At 69.6% G+C, this 23,580-nt stretch carries 22 protein-coding genes; 13 read left to right on the forward strand and 9 right to left on the reverse strand.

Going from position 1 to position 23,580, the window contains the following annotated elements; genetic code table 11:
- Positions 1-277: 277 nt before the first annotated feature.
- The gene (locus AOJ26_RS10095; protein WP_053847889.1) at positions 278-1,684 is read right to left on the reverse strand and encodes a family 2B encapsulin nanocompartment shell protein; all 1,407 of its coding nucleotides are present in this window, start codon (positions 1,682-1,684) and stop codon (positions 278-280) included.
- Positions 1,685-1,996: 312 nt separating this feature from the next.
- On the opposite strand from AOJ26_RS10095, the gene AOJ26_RS10100 reads away from it, so the two are divergent.
- Both AOJ26_RS10100 and AOJ26_RS10105 read left to right on the forward strand, forming a co-directional pair.
- Positions 1,997-2,587 (forward strand): N-acetylmuramoyl-L-alanine amidase, encoded by a 591-nt coding sequence (locus tag AOJ26_RS10100; RefSeq protein WP_053847890.1) that lies wholly within the window; start codon positions 1,997-1,999, stop codon positions 2,585-2,587.
- A 22-nt stretch (positions 2,588-2,609) separates the two neighbouring features.
- Positions 2,610-3,503 carry a 1-aminocyclopropane-1-carboxylate deaminase/D-cysteine desulfhydrase gene (locus AOJ26_RS10105; protein ID WP_053847891.1) on the forward strand — a complete coding sequence of 298 codons (894 nt, stop codon included), beginning with the start codon at positions 2,610-2,612 and terminating at the stop codon, positions 3,501-3,503.
- Positions 3,504-3,514: 11 nt separating this feature from the next.
- On the opposite strand, the gene AOJ26_RS10110 is transcribed toward AOJ26_RS10105, so the two are convergent.
- Complete coding sequence (locus AOJ26_RS10110; protein WP_053847892.1) at positions 3,515-5,113, reverse strand: Na+/H+ antiporter; 1,599 nt, start codon at positions 5,111-5,113, stop codon at positions 3,515-3,517.
- 85 nt (positions 5,114-5,198) lie between these two features.
- Here AOJ26_RS10110 and AOJ26_RS10115 point away from each other — a divergent pair, with 85 nt between their 5' ends.
- The 3 genes from AOJ26_RS10115 (at position 5,199) to AOJ26_RS10125 (ending at position 7,295) form a co-directional block, all read left to right on the forward strand.
- Positions 5,199-5,459, forward strand: a complete 261-nt coding sequence (locus AOJ26_RS10115) for a UBP-type zinc finger domain-containing protein (protein ID WP_053847893.1) — start codon at positions 5,199-5,201, stop codon at positions 5,457-5,459.
- A 259-nt stretch (positions 5,460-5,718) separates the two neighbouring features.
- Entirely contained in the window at positions 5,719-6,132 is a 414-nt protein-coding gene (locus AOJ26_RS10120) for an anti-sigma factor (RefSeq protein ID WP_006136266.1), read from the forward strand.
- A gap of 17 nt (positions 6,133-6,149) precedes the next feature.
- A complete protein-coding gene (locus tag AOJ26_RS10125) occupies positions 6,150-7,295 on the forward strand; it encodes an RNA polymerase sigma factor SigF (RefSeq protein ID WP_078959827.1) in 1,146 nt (381 codons plus the stop codon).
- Between the two features lie 104 nt (positions 7,296-7,399).
- Here the strand turns inward: AOJ26_RS10125 and AOJ26_RS10130 are convergent, their stop codons facing one another.
- The gene (locus AOJ26_RS10130; RefSeq protein ID WP_053847894.1) at positions 7,400-7,849 is read right to left on the reverse strand and encodes a hypothetical protein; all 450 of its coding nucleotides are present in this window, start codon (positions 7,847-7,849) and stop codon (positions 7,400-7,402) included.
- Positions 7,850-8,019: 170 nt separating this feature from the next.
- Here AOJ26_RS10130 and AOJ26_RS10135 point away from each other — a divergent pair, with 170 nt between their 5' ends.
- The gene (locus tag AOJ26_RS10135) at positions 8,020-8,988 is read left to right on the forward strand and encodes a diacylglycerol/lipid kinase family protein (RefSeq protein ID WP_053847895.1); all 969 of its coding nucleotides are present in this window, start codon (positions 8,020-8,022) and stop codon (positions 8,986-8,988) included.
- Positions 8,989-9,309: 321 nt separating this feature from the next.
- A complete protein-coding gene (locus AOJ26_RS10140; protein WP_006142322.1) occupies positions 9,310-9,567 on the forward strand; it encodes a WhiB family transcriptional regulator in 258 nt (85 codons plus the stop codon).
- Positions 9,568-9,751: 184 nt separating this feature from the next.
- On the opposite strand, the gene AOJ26_RS10145 is transcribed toward AOJ26_RS10140, so the two are convergent.
- Together AOJ26_RS10145 and AOJ26_RS10150 are read right to left on the reverse strand one after the other, a co-directional pair.
- Positions 9,752-11,218, reverse strand: coding sequence for a sensor histidine kinase (locus tag AOJ26_RS10145; RefSeq protein ID WP_053847896.1), 1,467 nt, complete (start codon positions 11,216-11,218; stop codon positions 9,752-9,754).
- Positions 11,219-11,587: 369 nt separating this feature from the next.
- Positions 11,588-12,229 carry a TetR/AcrR family transcriptional regulator gene (locus AOJ26_RS10150; RefSeq protein WP_053847897.1) on the reverse strand — a complete coding sequence of 214 codons (642 nt, stop codon included), beginning with the start codon at positions 12,227-12,229 and terminating at the stop codon, positions 11,588-11,590.
- A gap of 236 nt (positions 12,230-12,465) precedes the next feature.
- Here AOJ26_RS10150 and nagB point away from each other — a divergent pair, with 236 nt between their 5' ends.
- Entirely contained in the window at positions 12,466-13,251 is a 786-nt protein-coding gene (gene nagB, locus AOJ26_RS10155) for a glucosamine-6-phosphate deaminase (protein ID WP_053847898.1), read from the forward strand.
- 135 nt (positions 13,252-13,386) lie between these two features.
- On the opposite strand, the gene AOJ26_RS10160 is transcribed toward nagB, so the two are convergent.
- The 4 genes from AOJ26_RS10160 to AOJ26_RS10175 form a co-directional block, all read right to left on the reverse strand.
- Positions 13,387-14,871 (reverse strand): glycoside hydrolase family 3 protein, encoded by a 1,485-nt coding sequence (locus tag AOJ26_RS10160; RefSeq protein WP_053847899.1) that lies wholly within the window; start codon positions 14,869-14,871, stop codon positions 13,387-13,389.
- An 8-nt stretch (positions 14,872-14,879) separates the two neighbouring features.
- Positions 14,880-15,731 (reverse strand): carbohydrate ABC transporter permease, encoded by an 852-nt coding sequence (locus AOJ26_RS10165; protein ID WP_053847900.1) that lies wholly within the window; start codon positions 15,729-15,731, stop codon positions 14,880-14,882.
- A complete protein-coding gene (locus AOJ26_RS10170; protein ID WP_053847901.1) occupies positions 15,728-16,708 on the reverse strand; it encodes a carbohydrate ABC transporter permease in 981 nt (326 codons plus the stop codon). Before AOJ26_RS10170 ends, AOJ26_RS10165 begins: the two co-directional genes overlap by 4 nt.
- A 124-nt stretch (positions 16,709-16,832) precedes the next feature.
- The gene (locus AOJ26_RS10175) at positions 16,833-18,116 is read right to left on the reverse strand and encodes an extracellular solute-binding protein (RefSeq protein ID WP_053847902.1); all 1,284 of its coding nucleotides are present in this window, start codon (positions 18,114-18,116) and stop codon (positions 16,833-16,835) included.
- Positions 18,117-18,422: 306 nt separating this feature from the next.
- Between AOJ26_RS10175 and AOJ26_RS10180 the strand changes: the two genes are divergently transcribed.
- From AOJ26_RS10180 to mctP, 5 genes are all read left to right on the forward strand, one after another.
- Entirely contained in the window at positions 18,423-19,187 is a 765-nt protein-coding gene (locus AOJ26_RS10180; RefSeq protein WP_053847903.1) for a GntR family transcriptional regulator, read from the forward strand.
- An 89-nt stretch (positions 19,188-19,276) separates the two neighbouring features.
- Positions 19,277-21,412 carry a carbon starvation CstA family protein gene (locus AOJ26_RS10185; RefSeq protein ID WP_053847904.1) on the forward strand — a complete coding sequence of 712 codons (2,136 nt, stop codon included), beginning with the start codon at positions 19,277-19,279 and terminating at the stop codon, positions 21,410-21,412.
- Complete coding sequence (locus tag AOJ26_RS10190) at positions 21,387-21,584, forward strand: YbdD/YjiX family protein (RefSeq protein WP_053847905.1); 198 nt, start codon at positions 21,387-21,389, stop codon at positions 21,582-21,584. The genes AOJ26_RS10185 and AOJ26_RS10190 overlap by 26 nt, the downstream gene beginning before the upstream one ends.
- A gap of 124 nt (positions 21,585-21,708) precedes the next feature.
- Positions 21,709-21,960, forward strand: a complete 252-nt coding sequence (locus AOJ26_RS10195) for a DUF3311 domain-containing protein (RefSeq protein ID WP_053847906.1) — start codon at positions 21,709-21,711, stop codon at positions 21,958-21,960.
- Positions 21,957-23,567, forward strand: a complete 1,611-nt coding sequence (gene mctP / locus AOJ26_RS10200; RefSeq protein ID WP_053847907.1) for a monocarboxylate uptake permease MctP — start codon at positions 21,957-21,959, stop codon at positions 23,565-23,567. The genes AOJ26_RS10195 and mctP overlap by 4 nt, the downstream gene beginning before the upstream one ends.
- Positions 23,568-23,580 lie beyond the last annotated feature (13 nt).

The raw sequence follows: 23,580 nt of genomic DNA on the forward strand, positions 1-23,580 counted from the left end.
GCCGTTGTCCTCCCCCCGGTGACCGACGCCTCCCTCCCCCCGGTGGTCGGCGTCCGCGCCTCGGTGCTTTCCTTCGCCAGTGCCTGTGTGCCCGTCGTGAACTCGGCCATGGAACCCCCCTCGGTCAGTCCGCGGACGGTGGCGCCTCCGCCGTGGGCGGGCGCGCTCCTCCGGGGTGTCTCCACTCCGGAGGCCGGCCGGGGTGCCTCCACCCCGGTGTCCGACCGGGATGTACCCGCCCCGGTGGACGGGGACACGGCTCCCCGGTGCAGGAACGTCACCTCCACCGGCCGATCTCGACGTTCTCCAGGACTCCGAGCGCGTCCGGCACCAGTACGGCCGCCGAGTAGTAGGCCGTCACCAGGTACTTGATGATCGACTGTTCGTTGATGCCCATGAACCGCACCGACAGGCTCGGCTCGATCTCGTCCGGGATACCGGCCTGCTGGAGGCCGATGACACCCTGGTCGGCCTCACCGGTACGCATGGCGATGATCGAGGTGGTCCGCTCCGGGGTGACCGGGATCTTGTTGCATGGGTAGATCGGCACCCCGCGCCAGGTGGGGATGCGGTTGCCGCCCACGTCGATGGTCTCGGGGACCAGTCCGCGCTTGTTCAGCTCACGGCCGATCGCGGAGATCGCGCGCGGGTGGGCGAGCAGCAGCTTGGTGCCCCGGCGGCGGCTGAGCAGTTCGTCGAGGTCGTCGGGGCTGGGCACGCCGTCGTGCGGCTGGAGCCGCTGGTCGTACTCGCAGTTGTTCAGCAGCCCGAACTCACGGTTGTTGACGAGCTCGTGCTCCTGGCGCTCCTTGAGTGCCTCGACGGTCAGCCGGATCTGCTGTTCCGTCTGGTTCATCGGCTGGTTGTAGAGGTCGGCCACCCGGGTGTGGATGCGCAGCACGGTCTGGGCGATGCTCAGTTCGTACTCGCGGGGCCGGGCGTCGTAGTCGACGAAGGTGTGCGGGATGTCGGGCTCGCCCTCGTGGCCGGCCGCGAGGTCGATCGCCTTCTCGCCGTACTTGTTGGTGCGCTGCGAGGGGATCGCGCGCTGTTGCTGGAGGTGCTCGCGCAAATCCTCGGCACGCTCGGCCACCTGGTCGACGTCCTGGCGGGGCAGCACGAGGACCGTGCAGGCGGTGGCCGCTCGTGCGGTGTACTCCCAGATGGCGTCCGGGTCGAGGAGCGCCTGGTCGCCGAAGTAGGCGCCGTCGGCGAGGACTCCGAGCACCGCGTCGTCGCCGTAGGGGCCGGTGCCGACCTTCTCCACCCTGCCGTGCGCCAGCAGGTACACCTCGTCGGCCTGGCCGCCGAACGAGGCGATCACCGAACCCGGGGTGAACTCCCGCTGCTGGCAGCGCTGGGCGAGCTCGGAGAGCACGGCGTCGTCCTCGTAGGACCTGAGCGCCGGCAGCTCGCGCAGCTCGGCGGGGATCACCTCGACCCGGTCCCCGGTCTTCACGAAGGTCACCCGGCCGTCGCCCACGGCGTAGCTCAGGCGTCGGTTCACCCGGTACGTACCGCCCTGGACGTTCACCCAGGGCAGCATGCGCAGCAGCCAGCGCGAGCTGATCTCCTGCATCTGAGGTGCGGACTTGGTGGTGGTGGCCAGGTTCCGCGCGGCCGCTGTGCCGAGGCTCTGCTGCGGCCGGTCCTGCTCGGTGCGGACCTCTTCGCCTACCGACATAAGGAATTGCCCTCCCGGTACATGCCCGGACGCGATCTCGCCCCGGCATCGATGTGCAGGAGCAAGCCTTCCTCACGGAGCGTGCCGGTGCTATTACCCGAAAGAGGGGGAATGGATCACCGCAGGGCTGGGCATATGCGCTTTTCCTATCCGCTGACGGACGGTCAGTTCGGGCCTCATGAACGGAATTTGAGTGTCCGAATCAGCTCGCACGCTGTGCGGACCAGGAGTCGGAGGCCGCCGCTTTCGGTACAAGCACCTGTGAGGGCCGGCCGCGGTCGGTGGCCGGCGCGCAGTGCGAAGGAGGGAGCCATGGCCTCACCCATGTCCGCGGGCAGATTCCTGGCCGTCCTGCGGGCGGAGGGTGCCACCGTCGTCGAGGTCGGCGACTGGGAGCACCACAACCGCAATCACGTCGGCGCCTGGGGCCCGGTGCACGGCGTGATGATCCACCACACGGTGACCAGGGGCAGCGCGGCGACGGTCGAGCTGTGCCGCAAGGGCTACAGCGGCCTGCCGGGCCCGCTGTGCCACGGAGTCATCACCAAGGACGGCACCGTCCATCTCGTCGGCTACGGCCGCGCCAACCACGCCGGTCTCGGCGACGACGACGTCCTGCGCGCGGTGATCGCGGAGAACGCACTCCCCGCCGACAACGAGGCCAACACCGACGGCAACCGCCACTTCTACGGCTTCGAGTGCGAGAACCTCGGCGACGGCGAGGATCCCTGGCCAGCGGCCCAGCTCACGGCGATCGAACGGGTCTGCGCTGCGGTGTGCCGCCACCACGGCTGGACGGAACGGTCGGTCATCGGCCACCTGGAGTGGCAGCCGGGCAAGGTGGACCCGCGGGGCTTCACGATGGCCTCGATGCGGAGCCGGATCCGGGAGCGCCTGAAGTGACCCCGCGGGTCACAATGAGGGCGTGACCGGCCTCGACACCCTGCGCCCCCGCCTTCCCTCACCCGTGCAGGAAGTGTCGGACCCCCGCTTCGCCCGGCGCGGCCTGCGCCTCCTCCTCAAGCGCGACGACCTGATCCACCCTGAACTCGTCGGCAACAAGTGGCGCAAGCTCGCGCCGAACCTCACCGCGGCCGCCGGCCGTGCCGTCGTCACCTTCGGCGGCGCGTACTCCAACCATCTGCGTGCCACGGCCGCCGCGGGTCGGCTCCTGGGCCTGCCCACGGTCGGCGTGGTCCGCGGTGAGGAACTCGCCGACCGCCCCCTGAACCCCTCCTTGGCCCGGTGCGCCGCCGACGGCATGCGACTGCACTTCGTCGACCGGTCGACGTACCGCCGCAAGGCCGAACCGGACACCCTCGCGCGCGTGCTGCGCGCGGCGGGCGCCGAGGAGGCGTACGTCGTCCCGGAGGGCGGCAGCAACCGGCTCGCCGTGCGGGGGTGCCGCGCACTCGGGGAGGAGCTGGCGGGGCGGGCCGACGTCGTCGCGATCGCCTGCGGCACCGGCGGCACCCTGGCGGGCCTGGCAGCCGGGCTCGACCCTGACCAGCGCGCCCTGGGCATACCGGTGCTCAGGGGCGGCTTCCTGACGGCCGACACCAGGGCGCTCCAGCACGAGGCCTTCGGCGGCACGCGCGGCGACTGGGCACTCGACGACCGCTTCCACTTCGGCGGTTACGCCCGCACCTCACCCGAACTGGACGCCTTCGCCGTTGACTTCGAGGACCGCCACGGCGTGCCCGTGGAACGTCTCTATGTCGCCAAGTTGCTCTATGGACTGGCCGCCCTCGCCGAGGAGGGAGCCTTCCCGCGCGGGGCGACGCTCGCGGCGGTGGTCACGGGTCGCCCCTTCCCGTGATCCGACCCGCCCTACTCGGCCGCCTCCCGGTAGGCCGCCGCCTCCTCCAGGTCCAGCCTGCGCAGCAGGGTCCGCAGCATCTCGTCGTCGATGTAGCGCAGGTCCCGCAGCTTCACGAACACCGAGCGCTCGGCGCCGATCATCTCCCTGGACAGCCGGCGGTAGGTGTCGTCGACGGTCTCGCCGGTGAGCGGGTTGGACTGGCCGAGACGCTCCCAGACGGCGTTGCGGCGCCGCTCCAGGACCGTGCGCAGGCGGTCGGCGAGGGGCGGCGGGAGGGTGTTGCGCTCGTCGGAGAGGAGTTCGTCCAGGCGCCGTTCGGCGGCCCGCGAGGCCTGCGCCTGGGCGTTGGCCTCGGCGAGGGTCTCGGCCTGCCGGTCGCGTCCGGGGAGCTTCAGCAGGCGGATCAGCGGGGGCAGGGTGACGCCCTGGACGACGAGGGTGCCGATGACCGTCGTGAAGGTGAGGAAGAGGATCAGGTTGCGGCCCTCGAACGGCTCGCCGCCGTGCAGGTGCTCCGGGATCGAGAAGGCGATCGCCAGCGAGACCACGCCCCGCATCCCGGCCCAGGCGATGACGAACGGCGCCTTCCAGGTGGGGTTGTCCTCACGCGCGCGGATCCGCGCGGACAGGATGCGCGGCAGGAAGGTCGCGGGGTAGACCCACACGAACCTCGACGCCACGACCACGAGGAAGACCGCGACCGCGTACCAGACGGCGCTGCCGCCCTCGTACTCCCCGAGACCCTTCAGCACGACGGGCAGTTGCAGCCCGATGAGGGCGAACACCGACGACTCCAGGACGAAGGCGACCATCTTCCAGACGGCGTCCTCCTGGAGGCGTGTCGCGAAGTCGACCTCCCACGCGCGGTGTCCGAGGAAGAGCGCCACCACGACCACCGCGAGGACTCCGGACGCGTGGAACTGCTCGGCCGCCGCGTAGGCGACGAACGGGATCAGCAGGGACAGCGTGTTCTGGAGCAGCGGCTCCTTGAGGTGGGTGCGCAGCCAGTGGATCGGCACCATCAGCACCAGGCCGACCGCGACCCCGCCGACCGCCGCGAGCAGGAACTCGCCGATGCCGCCCGCCCACGTGGCGCCCTCGCCGATCGCGGCCGCGAGCGCGACCCGGTAGGCGGTGATCGCGGTCGCGTCGTTCACCAGGGACTCGCCCTGGAGGATGGTGGTGATCCGGGAGGGCAGTCCCACGCGGCGTGCCACCGCCGTCGCCGCGACCGCGTCCGGGGGCGCCACCACCGCGCCCAGCACCAGCGCCCCGGTCAGCGAGAGCCCGGGCACGATCTGGTAGGCCGCCCAGCCGACGACGATGGTCGCGAAGAGCACGTATCCCACCGACAGCAGCGCCACGGGCCGCATGTTGGCCCGGAGGTCGAGATAGGAGCTGTCGGTGGCCGCGGAGTGCAGCAGCGGCGGCAGGATGAGGGGCAGGACCACGTCCGGGTCGAGCGTGTACCCGGGGACTCCGGGCACGTACGAGACCAGCAGTCCGGCGGCGACCAGCAGCAGCGGCGCCGGTACGGGGGTCCGTCGGGCGGCCGCGGCGATCGCCGCGCTCCCCGCCACCAGCAACAGCAGTGGCATCACGTCCATGACTCTCGCCCGCCCTCGCTCATCGTCGTGCGCCCGCCCTCTTTTTCCGCGCGGCCGCCCGCGCGGCCGTCGTAACCTGGCAATCATGAAACAGTGCACGCACGCCGACGCGCTGCCGCACCCGGAGCCCGAGCCGCTCAGCGAGACGTGCCCGGAGTGCCTGAGGGACGGTACCCACCCGGTCCAACTGCGCCTGTGCCTGTCCTGCGGTCACGTCGGCTGCTGCGACTCCTCGCCGGGACAACACGCGACGAAGCACCACAAGGACTCCGACCACCCCGTGATGCGGACCTGGGAACCGGGCGAGAACTGGCGTTGGTGCTTCGTGGACCACGTCCTTGTGTGACCCTGGACGCCCGGGTTCCAGGACGGTTCGACCGTCTGACGTCTGGGTACGTCAACCCGGCGCGCGTTCTTCCCAATTGGAGCCGCAAACCCCTAGACACGGAGCGTGTCCACAGTTTTACTGTGAGTAACGGCAGGGGTTGGGGTCCCGGGGACAGGAAAGTCGAGAGCGCGGTAGCGTCACCGCTGAACCACACGTCGCGTTACTCCGGGGGGCGACCCTCGGCCCCCGTAAAGCTTGTACCACCTTGGAGGTGAGGGTGTCCCAGATCGCAGGCGAGCCCGCGACCCAGGACTTCGTGGAAGTCCGGCTGCCGGCCGCGGGTGCCTACCTGTCGGTGCTGCGGACGGCCACGGCCGGCCTCGCGGCCCGTTTGGACTTCACCCTCGACGAGATCGAGGACCTGCGCATCGCGGTGGACGAGGCCTGCGCGATCCTGCTCCAGCAGGCCGTGCCCGGCTCGGTGCTGAGCTGTGTGTTCCGACTCGTCGACGACTCGCTGGAGGTCACCGTCTCGGCGCCGACCACGGACGGTCACGCGCCGTCCCGGGACACCTTCGCCTGGACCGTCCTGTCGGCCCTCGCGGGCAAGGTCTCCTCGGCCGTGGACGAGGACAGGACCGTTTCGATCAGCCTCTACAAACAACGCGGCGCGGGACCCGGGCCGGCGTGAGGAACGGGGACGGGCCGGTGCGGGACGAAGAGCGCGGCACACGGGAGCTGGCGGCCGGGGGCGGACACCTTCCTCCCCGCCCGAGCGGCGCAGACGGCCTGGGTGACGACGGCCCCGGCGGTTCCCGTCGTACGGCGGACGGCATCGACGGCATCCCCGAGCAGGCCCGGCCGCATCCGGAGCAGGACGTCGTCGACCCGACGGCGACCGGCCTCCTGGACGACGGGCAGCGCGATCGGAAAGGTGCCGTGCAGGGTGCGCCTCCGACAGGGCGGGCCGGGATCATCCCGGTGCCGACGGAGGCGAGGGCTCGTGGAAGGGCGACGGGCGGGACGATGAGCGAGCACGAGCGAAACGCAGAGGACGGCGCGGCGGGCGCGAACAACACGCCGGTCCCGCGGCACGACCCACAGGACCGCAGCGGGGCACGGGCCCTGTTCGTCGAGCTGCGCGCACTGAAGGACGGCAGCCCGGAGTACGCGGAGCTGCGCAACCAGCTGGTCCGGATGCACCTGCCGCTCGTCGAGCACCTCGCACGCCGCTTCCGCAACCGCGGCGAGCCCCTGGACGACCTCACCCAGGTCGCCACCATCGGCTTGATCAAGTCGGTCGACCGCTTCGACCCGGACCGCGGGGTGGAGTTCTCGACCTACGCGACCCCCACGGTCGTGGGCGAGATCAAGCGGCACTTCCGTGACAAGGGCTGGGCTGTCCGCGTCCCGCGCAGGCTCCAGGAGCTGCGTCTCGCGCTCACCACGGCGACGGCGGAGCTCTCCCAGCTGCACGGCCGCTCCCCCACGGTCCACGAGCTGGCCGAGAAGCTGGCCATCTCGGAGGAAGAGGTCCTGGAGGGCCTGGAGTCCGCCAACGCGTACTCCACGCTGTCCCTGGACGTCCCCGACACCGACGACGAGTCCCCGGCGGTCGCGGACACCCTCGGCGCGGAGGACGAGGCGCTGGAGGGCGTGGAGTACCGGGAGTCGCTGAAGCCGCTCCTGGAGGACCTGCCCCCGCGCGAGAAGCGAATCCTTCTCCTCCGCTTCTTCGGCAACATGACCCAGTCGCAGATCGCGCAGGAGGTCGGCATCTCCCAGATGCACGTCTCCCGCCTGCTGGCCCGCACCCTGGCCCAGCTCCGGGAGAAGCTGCTGGTGGAGGAGTAGGCCGAGCCCGGCCTGCCCGTCCGGGTGCGGCGCACCCGCTCAGGTCCCGGGACGACGGCAGGCCGCCCCGCCCGCGGATCCGGCGCCGCGCCTTCGACGTACGGCTACTGCTTGCCGTCCTGCGTCCGCCCCGGGCCCCTGATTCCGAGCGCCTGGGTCGTCGCCGGGTTGACCAGGAGGACCAGCGCGGCCACCGCGACGACCGCGAGGGCGATGCCCGCCGGGATCGCCACGCTGTCGGCCTGGAGAAGGTTGTAGGCGACGGGCAGGGCCATGATCTGGGTGATGACCGCCGGCCCACGGCTCCAGCTGCGCCGGGCGAGCAGCCCGCGCGCGGCGAGGAGCGGCAGCAGGGCGAGGACGATCAGCGTGATGCCCCCGGTGACGGCGGACTGCCGGTCGTCCGGGTCGCCGGCCAGACCCTCCACGAGCATCCAGACACCCCCCGCGACGAGCGCGAGCCCCTCCAGGGCGGCCAGGGCGGCGGCGTACGTCAGGCGCCGCGGGCGCGGACCGGCGGTCTCGGGGGTGGTGGGAGTCTGCTCGCTGCTCACACCCTGAAGGGTAGCCCTCGCCCCTGGAGCCCCCGCCGTGAGGCGCGGGCGACGCACACGCCCGCGCGCGGGTTGCCCCACGCCCCCGTGGCAAGGTTCACGCACCGAAGTCTTACGTGATCCCTACCTCGACCTGTGCCCGGTACCACCCAGTAGGTACGCTGCAACCCATGCGTGCACTTCTCGTGGTCAATCCGGCGGCAACCACCACAAGCGCACGTACGCGCGATGTCCTGATCCACGCGCTCGCCAGCGAGATGAAACTGGAAGCGGTCACCACGGAGTACCGCGGCCACGCCCGCGACCTGGGCCGGCAGGCGGCGGAGAGCAAGGACATCGACCTGGTCGTGGCCCTGGGCGGCGACGGCACGGTCAACGAGGTCGTCAACGGCCTCCTGCATGCCGGCCCCGACCCCGAGCACCTGCCCGGCCTCGCCGTGGTCCCCGGCGGCTCCACCAATGTCTTCGCCCGCGCCCTCGGCCTGCCCAACGACGCCGTCGAGGCCACCGGCGCCCTCCTGGACGCCCTGCGCGAGGGCAGCGAGCGGACGGTCGGCCTGGGCCTGACCTCCGGCACGCCCGGCACCGAGGACGAAGCCGTGCCGGGACGCTGGTTCACCTTCAACGCGGGGCTCGGATTCGACGCCGGTGTGGTCGGCCGCGTGGAGCAGCAGCGCGAGCGCGGCAGGAAATCCACACACGCTCTCTACGTCCGCCAGGCCCTGCGCCAGTTCTTCGGCGAGGCGCACCGCCGGCACGGGACGATCACCGTGGAACGACCGGACGCGGAGCCGGTGACCGATCTGGTCCTTTCCATAGTCTCGAACACCTCTCCGTGGACCTTCCTGGGCAATCACCCGATGTACGCGTCGCCTAAGGCCTCGTTCGATAAAGGCCTCGACGTACTCGGTCTCAGCCGTATGACGACGACCGCGATCGCCCGATATGGCACCCAGTTGCTCACTTCGTCCCCCGAGCGCGGCCCCCATGGCAAGCACGCGGTGTCCCTGCACGACCTGGACCAGTTCACCTTGCATTCGAAGGTGCCTCTGCCCCTCCAGATGGACGGCGACCACCTCGGACTGCGTACGAGCGTGACGTTCACAGGCGTACGCCGTGCACTGCGTGTGATTGTGTGAGCAGAAGGGGCTAAAGTCCTTTCACTCGAACGTTTAGGCCAGGGTCCACCCCATGGAAGTACGGCTGTGACCTAGTCGACACCGAGGAATCAAAAAAAACTTTCCGGAAGGGGTTGTATCCGCCGCTGAGGTTTGCGAGTCTCTACGTGGCGGTCGGGACAGCCCGCAGCACCGGCGTCCACAGACCACCGGAACCCCTCTTCAATCCACAGGACCACGCCGAGGAAGACTCGGTGGACGGCCCTTCACTTGTTGAGGGATTCGTGAAAGCGTTCACATTCACAAGCAAGTTGCACGTAATACCAAGGAGAGGTAGCAGCCATGGACTGGCGTCACAACGCCGTTTGCCGCGAGGAAGACCCCGAGCTCTTCTTCCCCATCGGCAACACCGGTCCTGCGCTGCTGCAGATCGAGGAAGCCAAGGCCGTCTGCCGTCGCTGCCCCGTTATGGATCAGTGTCTGCAGTGGGCGCTCGAGTCCGGTCAGGACTCCGGCGTCTGGGGTGGTCTCAGCGAGGACGAGCGTCGCGCCATGAAGCGCCGTGCCGCCCGCAACCGGGCCCGTCAGGCCTCCGCCTGACACACCCGCCCCGCACAGCCTGAGCTTGGCGGCGCGTACACCGCGTACGCTTCTCCCGCCCCCGAGCCGCAGCGCGCAGTACCCCCGATGCGCAGCACACGCTGGCAACGAGCATTTGAGCCCCGGACCCCTGAACGGTCCGGGGCTTTTTGCTGCGCCCCCGCACCCCGGACCGCGTACGGCTCTACTTCTGCGCCTGCACCGGCACGTCGAGGATGACGCGGGTGCCGCCCTCCGGTGCCGGGACCATGTCGAACGTACCGCCCAACTCGCCCTCCACCAGCGTGCGTACGATCTGCAGGCCCAGGTTGCCCGCGGTGTGCGGGTCGAAGCCCTCGGGCAGACCGACGCCGTCGTCCTGGACGGTGACGAGGAGGCGGGCCTCCTTGGTGGTGCCGCCGCGGACGGCCGTGACCTCGACTGTGCCGGTCTCGCCCTCGCGGAAGCCGTGCTCCAGGGCGTTCTGGAGGATTTCGGTGAGGACCATGGACAAGGGGGTGGCGACCTCGGCGTCCAGGATGCCGAAGCGTCCGCTGCGCCGGCCGGTGACCTTGCCCGGGGAGATCTCGGCGACCATGGCGAGCACCCGGTCGGCGATCTCGTCGAACTCCACGCGCTCGTCCAGGTTCTGAGACAGCGTCTCGTGCACGATGGCGATGGAGCCGACGCGGCGGACCGCCTCTTCGAGGGCCTCGCGACCGCGGTCGGACTCGATGCGCCGGGCCTGGAGGCGGAGCAGGGCCGCCACGGTCTGGAGGTTGTTCTTCACCCGGTGGTGGATCTCCCGGATGGTCGCGTCCTTGGTGATCAACTCGCGTTCGCGGCGGCGCAGTTCGGTCACGTCCCGCAGCAGGACCAGGGAACCGATGCGGGTGCCCTTGGGCTTGAGCGGGATCGCCCGGAACTGGATGACCCCGTCGTGCGCCTCGATCTCGAACTCGCGGGGCGCCCAGCCGCTCGCGACCTTGGCGAGCGCCTCGTCCACCGGGCCGCGGGTGGGGGCGAGTTCGGCGGTGGTGCGGCCGAGGTGCTGACCCACCAGATCGGAGGCGAGGCCCATGCGGTGGTAGGCGGAGAGGGCGTTCGGGGAGGCGTACTGGACGATGCCGTCCGCGTCGAGGCGGATCAGGCCGTCGCCGACGCGCGGGGCCGCGTCCATGTCCATCTGCTGGTCGGGGAACGGGAACGAGCCGGCCGCGATCATCTGGGCCAGGTCGGACGCGCTCTGCAGATAGGTCAGTTCGAGCCGGCTCGGGGTGCGGACGGTCAGCAGGTTGGTGTTGCGGGCGATGACACCGAGGACGCGCCCCTCCCGTCGTACCGGGATCGACTCGACGCGGACCGGGACCTCCTCGCGCCACTCCGGGTCGCCCTCGCGCACGATCCGGCCCTCGTCGAGCGCCACGTCCAGCAGCGGACGTCGGCCGCGTGGGACGAGGTGGCCGACCATGTCGTCCTGGTAGGAGGTGGGGCCGGTGTTGGGCCGCATCTGGGCGACCGAGACATAGCGGGTGCCGTCGAGGGTGGGGACCCACAGGACGAGGTCGGCGAAGGAGAGGTCGGAGAGCAACTGCCACTCCGAGACCAGCAGATGCAGCCACTCGAGGTCGGAGTCGTCGAGGGCGGTGTGCTGGCGGACCAGTTCGTTCATGGAGGGCACACATGCGAGCGTACCTGGGGGTATGTGAGTGACCTAAAAACACCGGCCCCGGAAACACCCGCGGGCCGCGGCGCCTGGGAAGGACCCTCAACCTTCCCGGCACCGCAGCCCGGAGCAATATCGGCCGTGGGGTGTGCGGTCCCGGTCGGCCGAGGATGAGGACCCGGGGCAGTCAGGGCAGAGAGCTCCGGTTCCTCGGTCCGCCTTCCTGTGCGGGGAAGACGGAAGTCACGGTTCAATTGTGGACTAGACCACTAGGTGTGTCCATGCGTTGGAGCCTGTTTGTTGTTGGGTCTTTGCCTCGCGGGGGCACTTACTCGGACGCCCTAACAACTCACACGCAGCCTAACGCGTGTGGGTTCATGTGCGGGGCCAGATGGCCATGGCAATTTCCGCGACAGCCTCGAGTTCCTCGCGGCTCGCGCCGTCGCGCGCCTGTTGGGACATGCCGTGCACGATCGCGCCGCTGTGCCGGGCGAGTGCGCGGGCGTCGGTGCCGGGAGGCAGCTCACCTGCGGCGATGCCGGCCCGGATACGGCTCTCGAAGGCGGCGATCAGGGCGTTGCGCCGGTCCCGCAGGGAGTCCGCGACCTCGGGAGTGGTGCAGTTGGTGGCCGCGTGGGCGATGAGACAGCCGTGCGGGCGGCCGGGTTGCGTGTAGGCGCGGGCGGCTTCCCGCAGGGTCCGTTCGACGGCGGTCCGGGCGGTGGGCTCCTCGGTCAGGGCGCGGTCCGCGAAGGCGGCGTAGCGGGTGTCGTAGACGCTCACGGCCTCCTCGAAGAGGGTGCGCTTGTCGCCGAAGGCCGCGTACAGGCTCGGGGCGCCGATGTCCATCGCGCGAGTGAGGTCGGAGACGGACGTGGCCTCGTACCCCCGCTCCCAGAAGGCGAGGATCGCCTTCTCCAGCGCGGTCTCACGGTCGAAGGACCGGGGGCGGCCGCGCGGCCTGGACACCGGGGAGGCGGATGTGACCTGCGCTTTCGTCTCGTGGCTGCTCACCATGGAGTGAATTGTATAGCGAGTACTAGAGAAAGGAGGACGGGTTGGGTACGTTCTTTCTGTAGCGGCTGCTAGGCAATGGAAGGAGGCTTCGACGGGGGCGTACAGCTCCCTGGGCCGTAGGACCCGATTCTGTTAGATTGGTCTAAACCACATGGGCCGTACCGGGGTCCGGTCGAGCCCTTTCGTTCAGACTGTTTCTACAGATCAGACCGTTTCCTCAGATCGGCAGGCCCAGCGTGGAAGTTGTCATCGTTCCGGACGCCAAGGCGGGTGGCGAGCTCATCGCCGAGGCCATGGCCCAACTGCTCCGGCGCAAGCCCGACGCCCTGCTCGGTGTGGCGACCGGCTCCACCCCGCTGCCCATCTACGAGGCCCTGGCGGCGAAGGTGCGCTCCGGTGCCGTGGACGCCTCGCGGGCGCGGATAGCCCAGCTCGACGAGTACGTCGGCCTGCCGGCCGAGCATCCGGAGTCGTACCGGTCGGTGCTGCGGCGCGAGGTGCTGGAGCCGCTGGGGATTCCGATGGACTCCTTCATGGGCCCGGACGGGACGGCCCAGGACATCACCGGTGCCTGCCAGGCGTACGACTCCGCGCTGGCCGACGCCGGGGGCGTGGACCTGCAACTGCTCGGGATCGGGACGGACGGGCACATCGGGTTCAACGAGCCGTGCTCCTCGCTGGCCTCGCGGACCCGGATCAAGACGCTCACCGAGCAGACCCGGGTGGACAACGCGCGGTTCTTCGAGGGGGACATCTCGCAGGTGCCGCACCATGTGATCACTCAGGGGATCGGGACGATCCTGGAGGCCCGTCATCTGGTGCTGCTGGCCACGGGCGAGGGGAAGGCGGACGCCGTGGCGGCGACGGTGGAGGGACCGGTCGCCGCGGTGTGCCCCGCCTCGGCGCTCCAGTTGCATCCGCATGCGACGGTGGTGGTGGACGAGGGGGCCGCTTCCAAGCTGAAGCTCGCCGACTATTTCCGGCACACGTTCGTCAACAAGCCTGACTGGCAGGGGATCTGAGGCGGTTCGCGTCTGCCGGGTCCTGCCGTCTGCGGAGTGCGGGTTCGCCGTGGCTGGTCGCGCAGTTCCCCGCGCCCCTGACGAAGACAGGTGCCGGTTGCCCCAAAGGAACCGGCACCTGTCGTGCCGTAGCCCCTACTCCCCCGCGATGACTTCCGCCGCCGCTCTGCCGCAGACCCTCGCCGCGCCGTGGGTCGCGATGTGCAGGGCTCCCCGGGCGGGGGCCTGCGGGAGGCCCATCTCGACCACGACGGTGTCGGGGCGGGTGCGCAGGACCGTGTCCAGGGCCGCTCCCATCCAGGGGTGGCGGTGTTCGTCGCGGACCACTGCCACGATGCGGCGGGGGCCGGCCGCGGCCAGGGTGGCGAGGCCCGCGTCCTCGCCGGCGAAGCTGCCCGTCTCCGTGCCGGGGAGCACACGGGCGAGTTCGGCGGCCACGCCCCAAGGCGTCTCGTCGCCGACGGCCACATTGGCCACCGGGGTGAAGGCGGCGACATAGGGCGCCGTGGTGAGGGGGGTGAAGCCGTCCGCGCCGGTGACGCGCAGCGCCCTGCGGGCGGCGCGCAGCCCCACCTCCTCGTCGGCCGGCGGCCGGCTGCCGGCCGCGGCGGCCGCCGTCCAGTGGGCCAGCGTGCGCACGCGTTCCGCCGCCTCCGCGAGCCGCTCCTCGGGGAGCTCGCCCGAGCGGACCGCCGAGACCAGCGCGTCCCGCAGGCGCCGTACCGTCTCGTCGTCGGCGAGGCCACCGCCCACGCAGATCGCGTCGGCGCCGGCGGCGACGGCGAGGACGCTGCCGCGTTCGATGCCGTAGGTGCCGGCGATGGCCTGCATCTCCATGCCGTCGGTGACGATGAGGCCGGTGTAGCCGAGTTCGCTGCGGAGCAGGTCGGTCAGCACCTTGGGCGACAGCGTCGCCGGGCGGTCCGGGTCCAGGGCGGGGACCAGGATGTGGGCGGTCATCACCGCGCGGGTGCCGGCGGCGATGGCGGCGCGGAAAGGCCGCAGTTCGCGTTCGAGGAGGACCGACTCGTCCACGTCGATGCGGGGCAGGGCGTGGTGGGAGTCGATCGCGGTGTCGCCGTGGCCCGGGAAGTGCTTGGTGCAGGCGGCGACGCCCGCCGACTGGAGCCCGGTGACGTAGGCCGCGGTGTGCCGGGCGGCCAGGTCGGCGGAGGCGCCGAAGGAGCGGACGCCGATCACCGGGTTGGACGGGTTGGAGTTCACGTCGGCCGAGGGGGCCCAGTTGAGGTTGACCCCGCAGGCCGCGAGGCGGCGGCCGAGTTCCGCGGCCACCTTCCTCGTCAGTTCGAGGTCGTCCACCGCGCCGAGGGCGTGGTTGCCGGGGAAGGAGGAGCCGGTGCGCACCTCCAGGCGGGTCACGTCACCGCCCTCCTCGTCTATGGCGACCAGGACGTCGTCGCGTTCGGCGCGCAACTGGGCCGTCAGTGCGGCCAGTTGTTCCGGCGAGGCGATGTTGCGGCCGAACAGTCCGACCGAGGCGAGGCCCTCGCCGAGGCGGCGCAGCAGCCAGTCGGGGGCGGTGGTGCCGGTGAAGCCGGGCTGGAGGACGGTGAGGGCGTCCCGCGTCAGTGTGTCTGTGCCGCTGGCGAATGTCGTCATCGGGGGCGTTATCCCTTCACGGCGCCCGCGGTGAGACCCGCGGCCATCTTGCGCTGGACGAGGAGGAAGAGGACCACGATCGGCACGGCCATCATGGTGGAACCGGCCATCATCGGGGCGTATTCGGTGCCGTGTTTGGTGGTGAAGTTGCCGAGCCATACGGTCGCGGTCTGGTTCTTCTGGCTGAGCAGCATGAGGGCGTACAGGTACTCGTTCCAGGCCTGGATGAAGCCGTAGACCGAGGTGGCGACCATGCCGGGGGCCAGCAGCGGGAAGACCACCCGCATGAAGGCGCCGGTGGGGGAACAGCCGTCGACCATCGCCGCCTCCTCCAGCTCCTTGGGGATGTTGACGATGAAACCGCGCAGCGTCCACACCGTGAAGGGGAGGATGAAGGTCAGATAGGTGATGATCAGGCCGGACAGCTTGTCGTACTGGTCGAGGTCGTTCAGGAGCAGGAAGACCGGGATGATCATCGCGACGAGCGGGACCATCTGGACCGCCAGGATGCCCACGATCACGATCTTCCGGCCGCGGAAGGAGAAGCGGGAGATGGCGAGGGCGCCGAGCGTGCCGACGAGGATGCCGATGGCCACGACCGCCAGGGAGACGATCAGACTGCGGCCGACCGGGCCCCAGAAGTCGGCGATGTCCAGCGCGCGGCTGAAGTTGGAGAACGTGATGCCGGTCGGCAGCAGGCTCGGGTCCGGGTCGATCGCGTCCTTCGCCGGCTTGAACGCGGTGTTGAGCATCCAGTAGACGGGGAAGCCGGCCGTCAGGAAGACGAGGAGGCCGAGGAGGTTCCAGCCGGCCTTGGACTTCCGGCGGCGACGGCCTCCGGCCGGGGCGAGTGCGCTCATTCGACCTCTCCGATCTTCAGCATCTGCCGCATGTAGACGGCGACGACCCCGAGCAGCAGCACCACGGTGATGAGGGCGATCGCCGAGCCCTGCGCGTAGTCGTTGACCACGAAGGCGCGGTCGTAGGAGTAGGTGGTCAGGAGCTGGAACTCCTGCTCCGGGTGGCCGTTGCGCATCACGAACACCTGCGGGAAGACGCCCATGTCCCAGATCACCGAGAGGGTCGTGAGCATCACGATGATCGGCTTGAGGACGGGCACGGTGACGTACCGGAAGACGCCCCAGGCGCTGGCGCCGTCCAGCCTGGCCGCCTCCTCCAGTTCCGCCGGGACCTGGGTGAGTCCGGCGCTGAGGGTGATGACGACGAAGGGCACCGCGCCCCACACCACGAGCAGCATGATCACGGCCAGGCCCTGGGGGCCGCTCGCGAACCAGTTGTGGCCGATCATCTCGACGCCGGGCAACTTGCTGAGCAGGGCGTTGAGGATGCCGTAGTCCGCGTCGAACAGCCACTTGAAGACCGTGGTGGCGACGATGATCGGCATGCCCCAGCTCGCCACCAGGGCGATGTTGACGAGGGTCTTCACCCAGCCGGAGACCCGCTGGAGCAGCAGGGCGATCAGCATGCCCGCGACCATCGTGAAGATGACGCAGCCGGCTGCGAAGACGACGGTCCGTACGACGACCGCCCAGAACTCGCCGTCGCCCAGCACGCCCGTGAAGTTGTCGAAGGCGACCCACTCGGCGGGCTGGAAGCCCCAGAGCTGGGACTGCCCGAACTTCTGGAAGGACAGCCCGACCAGGCGGACCAGCGGGTAGCCGAGGACCAGCACCAGGATCAGCAGGCAGGGCGCGAGCAACAGCCAGGGGGTGGCGTGGGAGGTCCGCTTTCTGCCGGGCGGGGCCGGCCTGGACGGCGGTGGTACCGACATCGGCGGCGGCACCTCGGTGGGCGTGGTGGTGTCTGCGGCACTCATGGCGCGCTCCTCAGCGGTCCCTCTGGTCGTACGAAGCGAAGCCCGTACGGCCGTACGAATGCGAAGCCCGCACGGCCGTACGGGAAGCAGGGCCCCGCCGGTCTCAACGGGGCCCTGCCTGCGGTCACTTGTTGTTGATGACCTTGTCGATCGCGGCGTCCGCGTCCTTCGCGGCGGCCTCGACCGACTTCTTGCCGGTGCCGATGTTCTGGAGCATGGTCTGCAGGACCTGCGCCTTCTCGACCTGGCCCCAGCCGGGCGCCATGGGCACGAACCAGTTGGACTCGGCCGCGGTGGCCGGGACGACGGTCGCCGGGTCGTTCTTCAGGGTGGCGAGGTCGGTCTTGTTGTTGGGCAGGTTGCCCTTGGCCATCAGGCCCTTCTGCCCGGAGGGACCGGTGAAGGCGTTGATCCACTCGGCGGCGACTGCCTGCGCCTTGGACTTCACCGGGACGGCGAGGTCCGAACCGCCCAGGAAGACGGGCATGTTCTTGCCGGACGGACCCGGCACCACGAAGTTCTCGAGGTTGTCCTTGAGCTTGCCGGTCTTGTCGTTCTTCGGGTCGGCCGAGGTCGCCCCCTCCCAGGCCGCGCCGAAGATCATGCCGGACTTGCCCTGGCCGTAGACGATGTAGCGGTCGGACTCGTCCTTGGTCTTGTCGCCGTGCATGTACTTGTCGACGACGTTCTTGAACTCGGTGAGGCCCTTGACGGACTCCGGCGAGGAGAGGTTGGCCTTCCACTGGCCGCCCGACTCGACCGCGATGGAGCCGCCGGCGTCGTAGACGAAGGACATGGCCGCGTACCAGTCACGGGTGGGCTGGTACCAGGCGGAGAACTTGTCGCCCTCCTTCTTCTGGACCTTGTCCAGGGCGGCGGTGAGCTCCGCGTAGGTCTTCGGGGTGGACTTGACGCCGACCGAGGCGAAGACGTCCTTGCGCCAGTTCCCGACCCGGCCGCCCGCGTAGTACGGGACGCCGTACACCTTGCCGTCGTAGGTCACCGAGGCCTTGAGGCCGTCGAGCCAGGCCGAGGAGTTGGTGAACTTGGCCGTGTCCAGGGGCGCGAAGGCGCCCTTGACCATGTAGCCGAGCATCTCGGTGTTGCCCATCTCGACCACGTCGGGGGCCTGGTCGGTGGCGAGGACCGCGTCGAGCTTGGTGTTCTTGTCCGGCCAGCCGTAGTACTCGTGGTTGATCTTGATTCCGGGGTGCTTCTTCTGCACCGCGGCGTCCGCCGCCTTCACCAGCTCGGGCCAGTTGTTCTGGGCGTCGACGGTGAGCCAGACGGTCAGCTCCTTGGCGTCCGCGCCGCCGTTGTCCGAACTTCCGCTGTCGCTGCCACCGCACGCCGCGACGGAGACCACCATGCCCGCGATACCGATCGCGGCTGCAAGCTTGCGCTTCACGCCACCCTCCTCAGGGATGCCCACACCCCCCGCCCACAGGCCGGGACCTGGACCAATGGTGTAGACCAGTAGGGGGAGCTTGGACCAGACCAGGAAGCCTGTCAAGGGTGCTCGAAACGGCCCTGACCAGCCGTTATACGAGCTACATATGCAGGAACCATTACTAAAGAAGCCAGCGAAAAGAGCGGCACCGGAGTACTCTCGTCCGCTAGACCACTCACCTCTGTGGACTAGACCAAAAGAGGTGGCGACGGTATACAGAAGGGATCACGATGTGACCCGCATCCGGAGCCGGGAAGGCAGACCATGAGCAGCGACGTCAGCAGTGCGGAGACCGAGGGCGGGGCAGGCGTCCGTACCGCGCGCGTGCCCAAGTACTACCGCCTGAAGAAGCACCTGCTCGACATGACGGAGACGCAGTCGCCCGGCACCCCGGTACCGCCCGAGCGCACCCTCGCCGCCGAGTTCGACACCTCCCGCACCACCGTGCGCCAGGCCCTCCAGGAACTGGTCGTCGAGGGTCGTCTGGAGCGCATCCAGGGCAAGGGCACCTTCGTCGCCAAGCCGAAGGTCTCCCAGGCCCTGCAACTGACCTCCTACACGGAGGACATGCGCGCCCAGGGCCTCGAACCCACCTCGCAGCTCCTCGACATCGGCTACATCACCGCCGACGACCGCCTCGCCGAGCTCCTCGACATCACCGCCGGCGGCCGCGTCCTGCGCATCGAGCGCCTGCGCATGGCCAACGCCGAGCCGATGGCCATCGAGACGACCCACCTCTCCGCCAAGCGCTTCCCGGCCCTGCGCAGGTCCCTCGTCAAGTACACGTCCCTCTACACGGCCCTGGCCGAGGTCTACGACGTCCACCTCGCGGAGGCCGAGGAGACCATCGAGACCTCCCTGGCCACTCCGCGCGAGGCCGGTCTGCTCGGCACCGACGTGGGCCTGCCGATGCTGATGCTGTCCCGCCACTCGTTCGACAAGACGGGCGAGCCGGTGGAGTGGGTGCGGTCGGTGTACCGGGGCGACCGGTACAAGTTCGTGGCCCGCCTGAAGCGGCCCGTCGACTAGGGCCCTTTTCGGTACCGCACGCGGTGTGGCGCAACCACGCTTCCTGCTCTACGGTCCTCCCGACTCCGTCTGGACGGGAGGACCGCCCCGTGCGTACCGCGAACGTCCGAACCATCGTCATCTGGACCCTCGTCGCCCTGGTCGGCGCGGCCGGCTGGTCCGTGCTCGCGCTCGCCCGCGGCGAGGACGTCTCCGCCGCCTGGATGGTCGCGGCCGCCCTCGGGTCGTACGCGATCGGCTACCGCTTCTACGCGAAGTTCATCGCGCACAGGGTCCTGAAGGTCGACGGGACCAGGGCCACCCCGGCCGAACGCCTCGACAACGGCATCGACTTCCACCCCACCGACCGCCGGGTCCTGCTCGGCCACCACTTCGCCGCGATCGCCGGGGCGGGACCGCTGGTCGGCCCGGTCCTCGCCGCGCAGATGGGATACCTCCCCGGCACCATCTGGATCATCGCGGGCGTCATCTTCGCGGGTGCGGTCCAGGACATGGTGGTGCTGTTCTTCTCCACCCGCAGGGACGGCCGTTCGCTCGGGCAGATGGCCCGCGAGGAGATCGGCCCGTTCGGCGGCGCGGCCGCGCTGATCGCCGCCTTCGCCATCATGATCATCCTGCTCGGGGTGCTGGCCCTGGTCATCGTCAACGCCCTCGCGGCCTCCCCGTGGGGCACCTTCTCCATCGCGATGACGATCCCGATCGCCCTGCTGATGGGCTTCTACCTGCGCGTCCTGCGCCCCGGCCGGGTGGCCGAGGTCTCCCTCATCGGCGTGGGGCTGCTGCTGCTCGCGCTGGTCGCCGGCCGCTGGGTCGCCGAGTCCTCCTGGGCCGGCGCCTTCACCCTCGCGCCCGCCACCCTGGTCGTCTGGCTGGTGGCGTACGGCTTCATCGCGTCGATCCTGCCGGTGTGGATGCTCCTCGCGCCCCGCGACTACCTCTCCACCTTCATGAAGATCGGCACGATCGCGCTGCTCGCCCTCGGGGTCGTCGTCGCGCTGCCCACGCTGAGGATGGACGCGGTGACGGACTTCGCCTCGCGCGGCGACGGCCCGGTCTTCGCGGGCTCGCTGTTCCCCTTCGTCTTCATCACCATCGCCTGCGGCGCCCTGTCCGGCTTCCACTCCCTGATATCGAGCGGCACGACGCCGAAGATGATCCAGAAGGAGACGCAGGTCCGGATGATCGGCTACGGCTCCATGCTGATGGAGTCGTCGGTCGCGATCATGGCGCTGGTCGCGGCGAGCATCATCGACCCGGGGCTGTACTTCGCGATGAACGCCCCCGCCGGCGCGATCGGCACGACGGTGGAGAGCGCCTCGCAGGTCGTGACGGGCTGGGGCTACTCCATCTCCCCCGCCGAGCTCGCCCAGGCGGCGAAGAACGTCGAGGAGGCGAGCCTGCTCTCCCGCACCGGCGGCGCCCCGACCCTCGCCGTCGGCGTCTCGGAGATCTTCTCCGAGGTCACCGGCGGAAGCCTCCGGGCCTTCTGGTACCACTTCGCGATCATGTTCGAGGCGCTCTTCATCCTGACCGCCCTGGACGCCGGCACGCGGGTGGGGCGGTTCATGCTCCAGGACATGCTGGGCAACGTGTACCGGCCGTTCAGGAACATCAGCTGGAAGCCGGGACTGGTCCTCACCAGCGCGGTCGTCTGCGCGCTGTGGGGCTACTTCCTGTGGGTCGGCGTCCACGAACCGCTCGGCGGGATCAACCAGCTCTTCCCGGTCTTCGGCATCTCCAACCAACTGCTCGCCGCGGTCGCCCTGGCCGTCTGCACCACCCTGCTGGTGAAGTCGGGGCGCCTCAAGTGGGCCTGGATCACCGGGGTCCCGCTCGCCTGGGATGCGACCGTGACGCTCACGGCCAGCTTCCAGAAGGTGTTCTCCAGCGACCCCAAGGTCGGCTTCTTCAAGCAGCGCTCGGTGTTCCAGGACGCCATCGACGACGGCAAGGTGCTGCCGCCCGCCAAGAGCATGGACGACATGCACACCGTGGTCACCAACTCCACCGTCGACGGCATCCTGACGGCCGTCCTCGCCCTGCTGATCGTGGTGGTGATCGCCGACGCCCTGCGGGTCTGCGTCCGGCACGTCCGCCGCCCCGCGCTGTCCACGCTCAGCGAGGCGCCGTACGTCGAGTCGAAAATCGTGGCCCCGGCCGGGCTGGTCCCGACCCGCGCGGAGAAGGAGGAGGCCCGCGATGCGGTCGCTCCGACGGGCGTGTAGGGCCGTCCGCTGGTACGTGCGCGAGCTGACCGACGAGTCGGCGTACGACCGCTATGTGGCCCATGTGCGCAAGGACCACCCGCAGGCACCCGTGCCGACCCGGCGGGCGTTCGAACGGATGAGAACCGCCCGTCAGGAAGGTGATCCCCGACAGGGCTTCCGGTGCTGCTGATGCCGATCCTGCTGCTTCACAGAATCGACATACCGATATGCGGACGAGGTCTTCCGCTCACGTGACGCCGTGACCTACATTGCCTGCGCGTTACAGGTGATCAGCGAGGGGACGGAGTCACGCAATGTCGGATGCACCTGAAGTGAGACCACCGGTGGTGACACCGGTACGGGTGGTGATCGCCCTCTGCCTGCTCGCGCCGTTCGTGGCGATGCTGTGGGTCGGCTCGTACGCCAAGGTCGACCCCACGTTCATCGGCATCCCGTTCTTCTACTGGTACCAGATGCTGTGGGTGCTGATCTCCACCGCGCTGACGATGATCGCCTACCAGCTCTGGCAGCGTGACCAGCGCGCCCGCCGGGGAGGCACCAAGTGAACGACGGCGTCAACGGTGTGGCTCTCACCGTCTTCATCCTCTTCTTCCTCGCCGTCACGGTCATGGGCTTCCTGGCCGCGCGCTGGCGCAAGGCCGAGAACGAGCACTCGCTGGACGAATGGGGCCTGGGCGGCCGGTCGTTCGGCACCTGGATCACCTGGTTCCTGCTGGGCGGCGACCTCTACACGGCGTACACCTTCGTCGCGGTCCCCGCGGCGATCTACGCGGCGGGCGCGGCCGGCTTCTTCGCGGTGCCGTACACCATCCTCGTCTACCCGCTGATCTTCACGTTCCTGCCCCGCCTGTGGTCGGTCTCCCACAAGCACGGATACGTGACGACCTCGGACTTCGTGCGCGGCCGCTTCGGCTCCAAGGGCCTGTCGCTGGCGGTGGCCATCACCGGCATCCTCGCGACCATGCCGTACATCGCGCTCCAACTGGTCGGCATCCAGGCCGTCCTGGACGTCATGGGCGTCGGCGGCGGCGAGAACACCAACTGGTTCGTCAAGGACCTCCCGCTGCTGATCGCCTTCGGTGTCCTCGCGGCCTACACGTACTCCTCGGGCCTCAGGGCCCCCGCGCTGATCGCGTTCGTGAAGGACACGCTGATCTACGTCGTCATCGCGGTGGCGATCATCTACATCCCGATCAAACTGGGCGGCTTCGACGACGTCTTCGGCGCGGCGAGCGACAAGTACACGGCGGCCAAGGCGGGCGGACTGGTCCCGCTGGAGGCCGGTCAGTGGACCTACGCCACGCTGGCGCTGGGCTCCGCGCTCGCGCTGTTCATGTACCCGCACTCGATCACCGCGACGCTCTCCTCCCGCAGCCGTGAGGTGATCCGCCGCAACACCACGATCCTGCCGCTGTACTCCCTGATGCTGGGCCTGCTCGCGCTGCTCGGCTTCATGGCGATCGCGGCCGGCGTCAAGGTGACCAACCCGCAGCTGGCGATCCCGCAGCTCTTCGAGGACATGTTCCCGGACTGGTTCGCGGGCGTGGCCTTCGCGGCGATCGGCATCGGGGCGCTCGTCCCGGCGGCCATCATGTCCATCGCGGCCGCGAACCTGTTCACCCGCAACATCTACAAGGACTTCATCAAGCCGGACGCGACCCCGGCCCAGGAGACGAAGGTCTCCAAGCTGGTGTCCCTGCTGGTGAAGGTGGGCGCTCTGGTCTTCGTCCTGACGATGGACAAGACCGTCGCCATCAACTTCCAGCTCCTGGGCGGCATCTGGATCCTCCAGACCTTCCCGGCCCTGGTCGGCGGCCTGTTCACCCGCTGGTTCCACCGCTGGGCCCTGCTCGCCGGCTGGGCGGTCGGCATGGTCTACGGCACGGTCGCCGCGTACGGCGTCGCCTCCCCGACCCAGAAGCACTTCGGCGGCTCGGCGAAGGAGATCCCGGGCATCGGCGAGATCGGCTACATCGGCCTGACGGCGTTCGTGCTCAACGTCCTGGTCACCGTGGTCCTGACCTTCGTCCTGAAGGCGGCCAAGGCCCCTGACGGCGTGGACGAGACCCGCCCGGAGGACTACACGGCGGACGCGGGCGACCCGGGGGTGGAGGTGGAGCTTCCGCCCGCGACAGCAGGTACCTCGCACTAACTCCTGAGGGGCG

Source organism: Streptomyces sp. NRRL B-24085 (assembly GCF_001282115.1).
GTDB lineage: Bacteria > Actinomycetota > Actinomycetes > Streptomycetales > Streptomycetaceae > Streptomyces.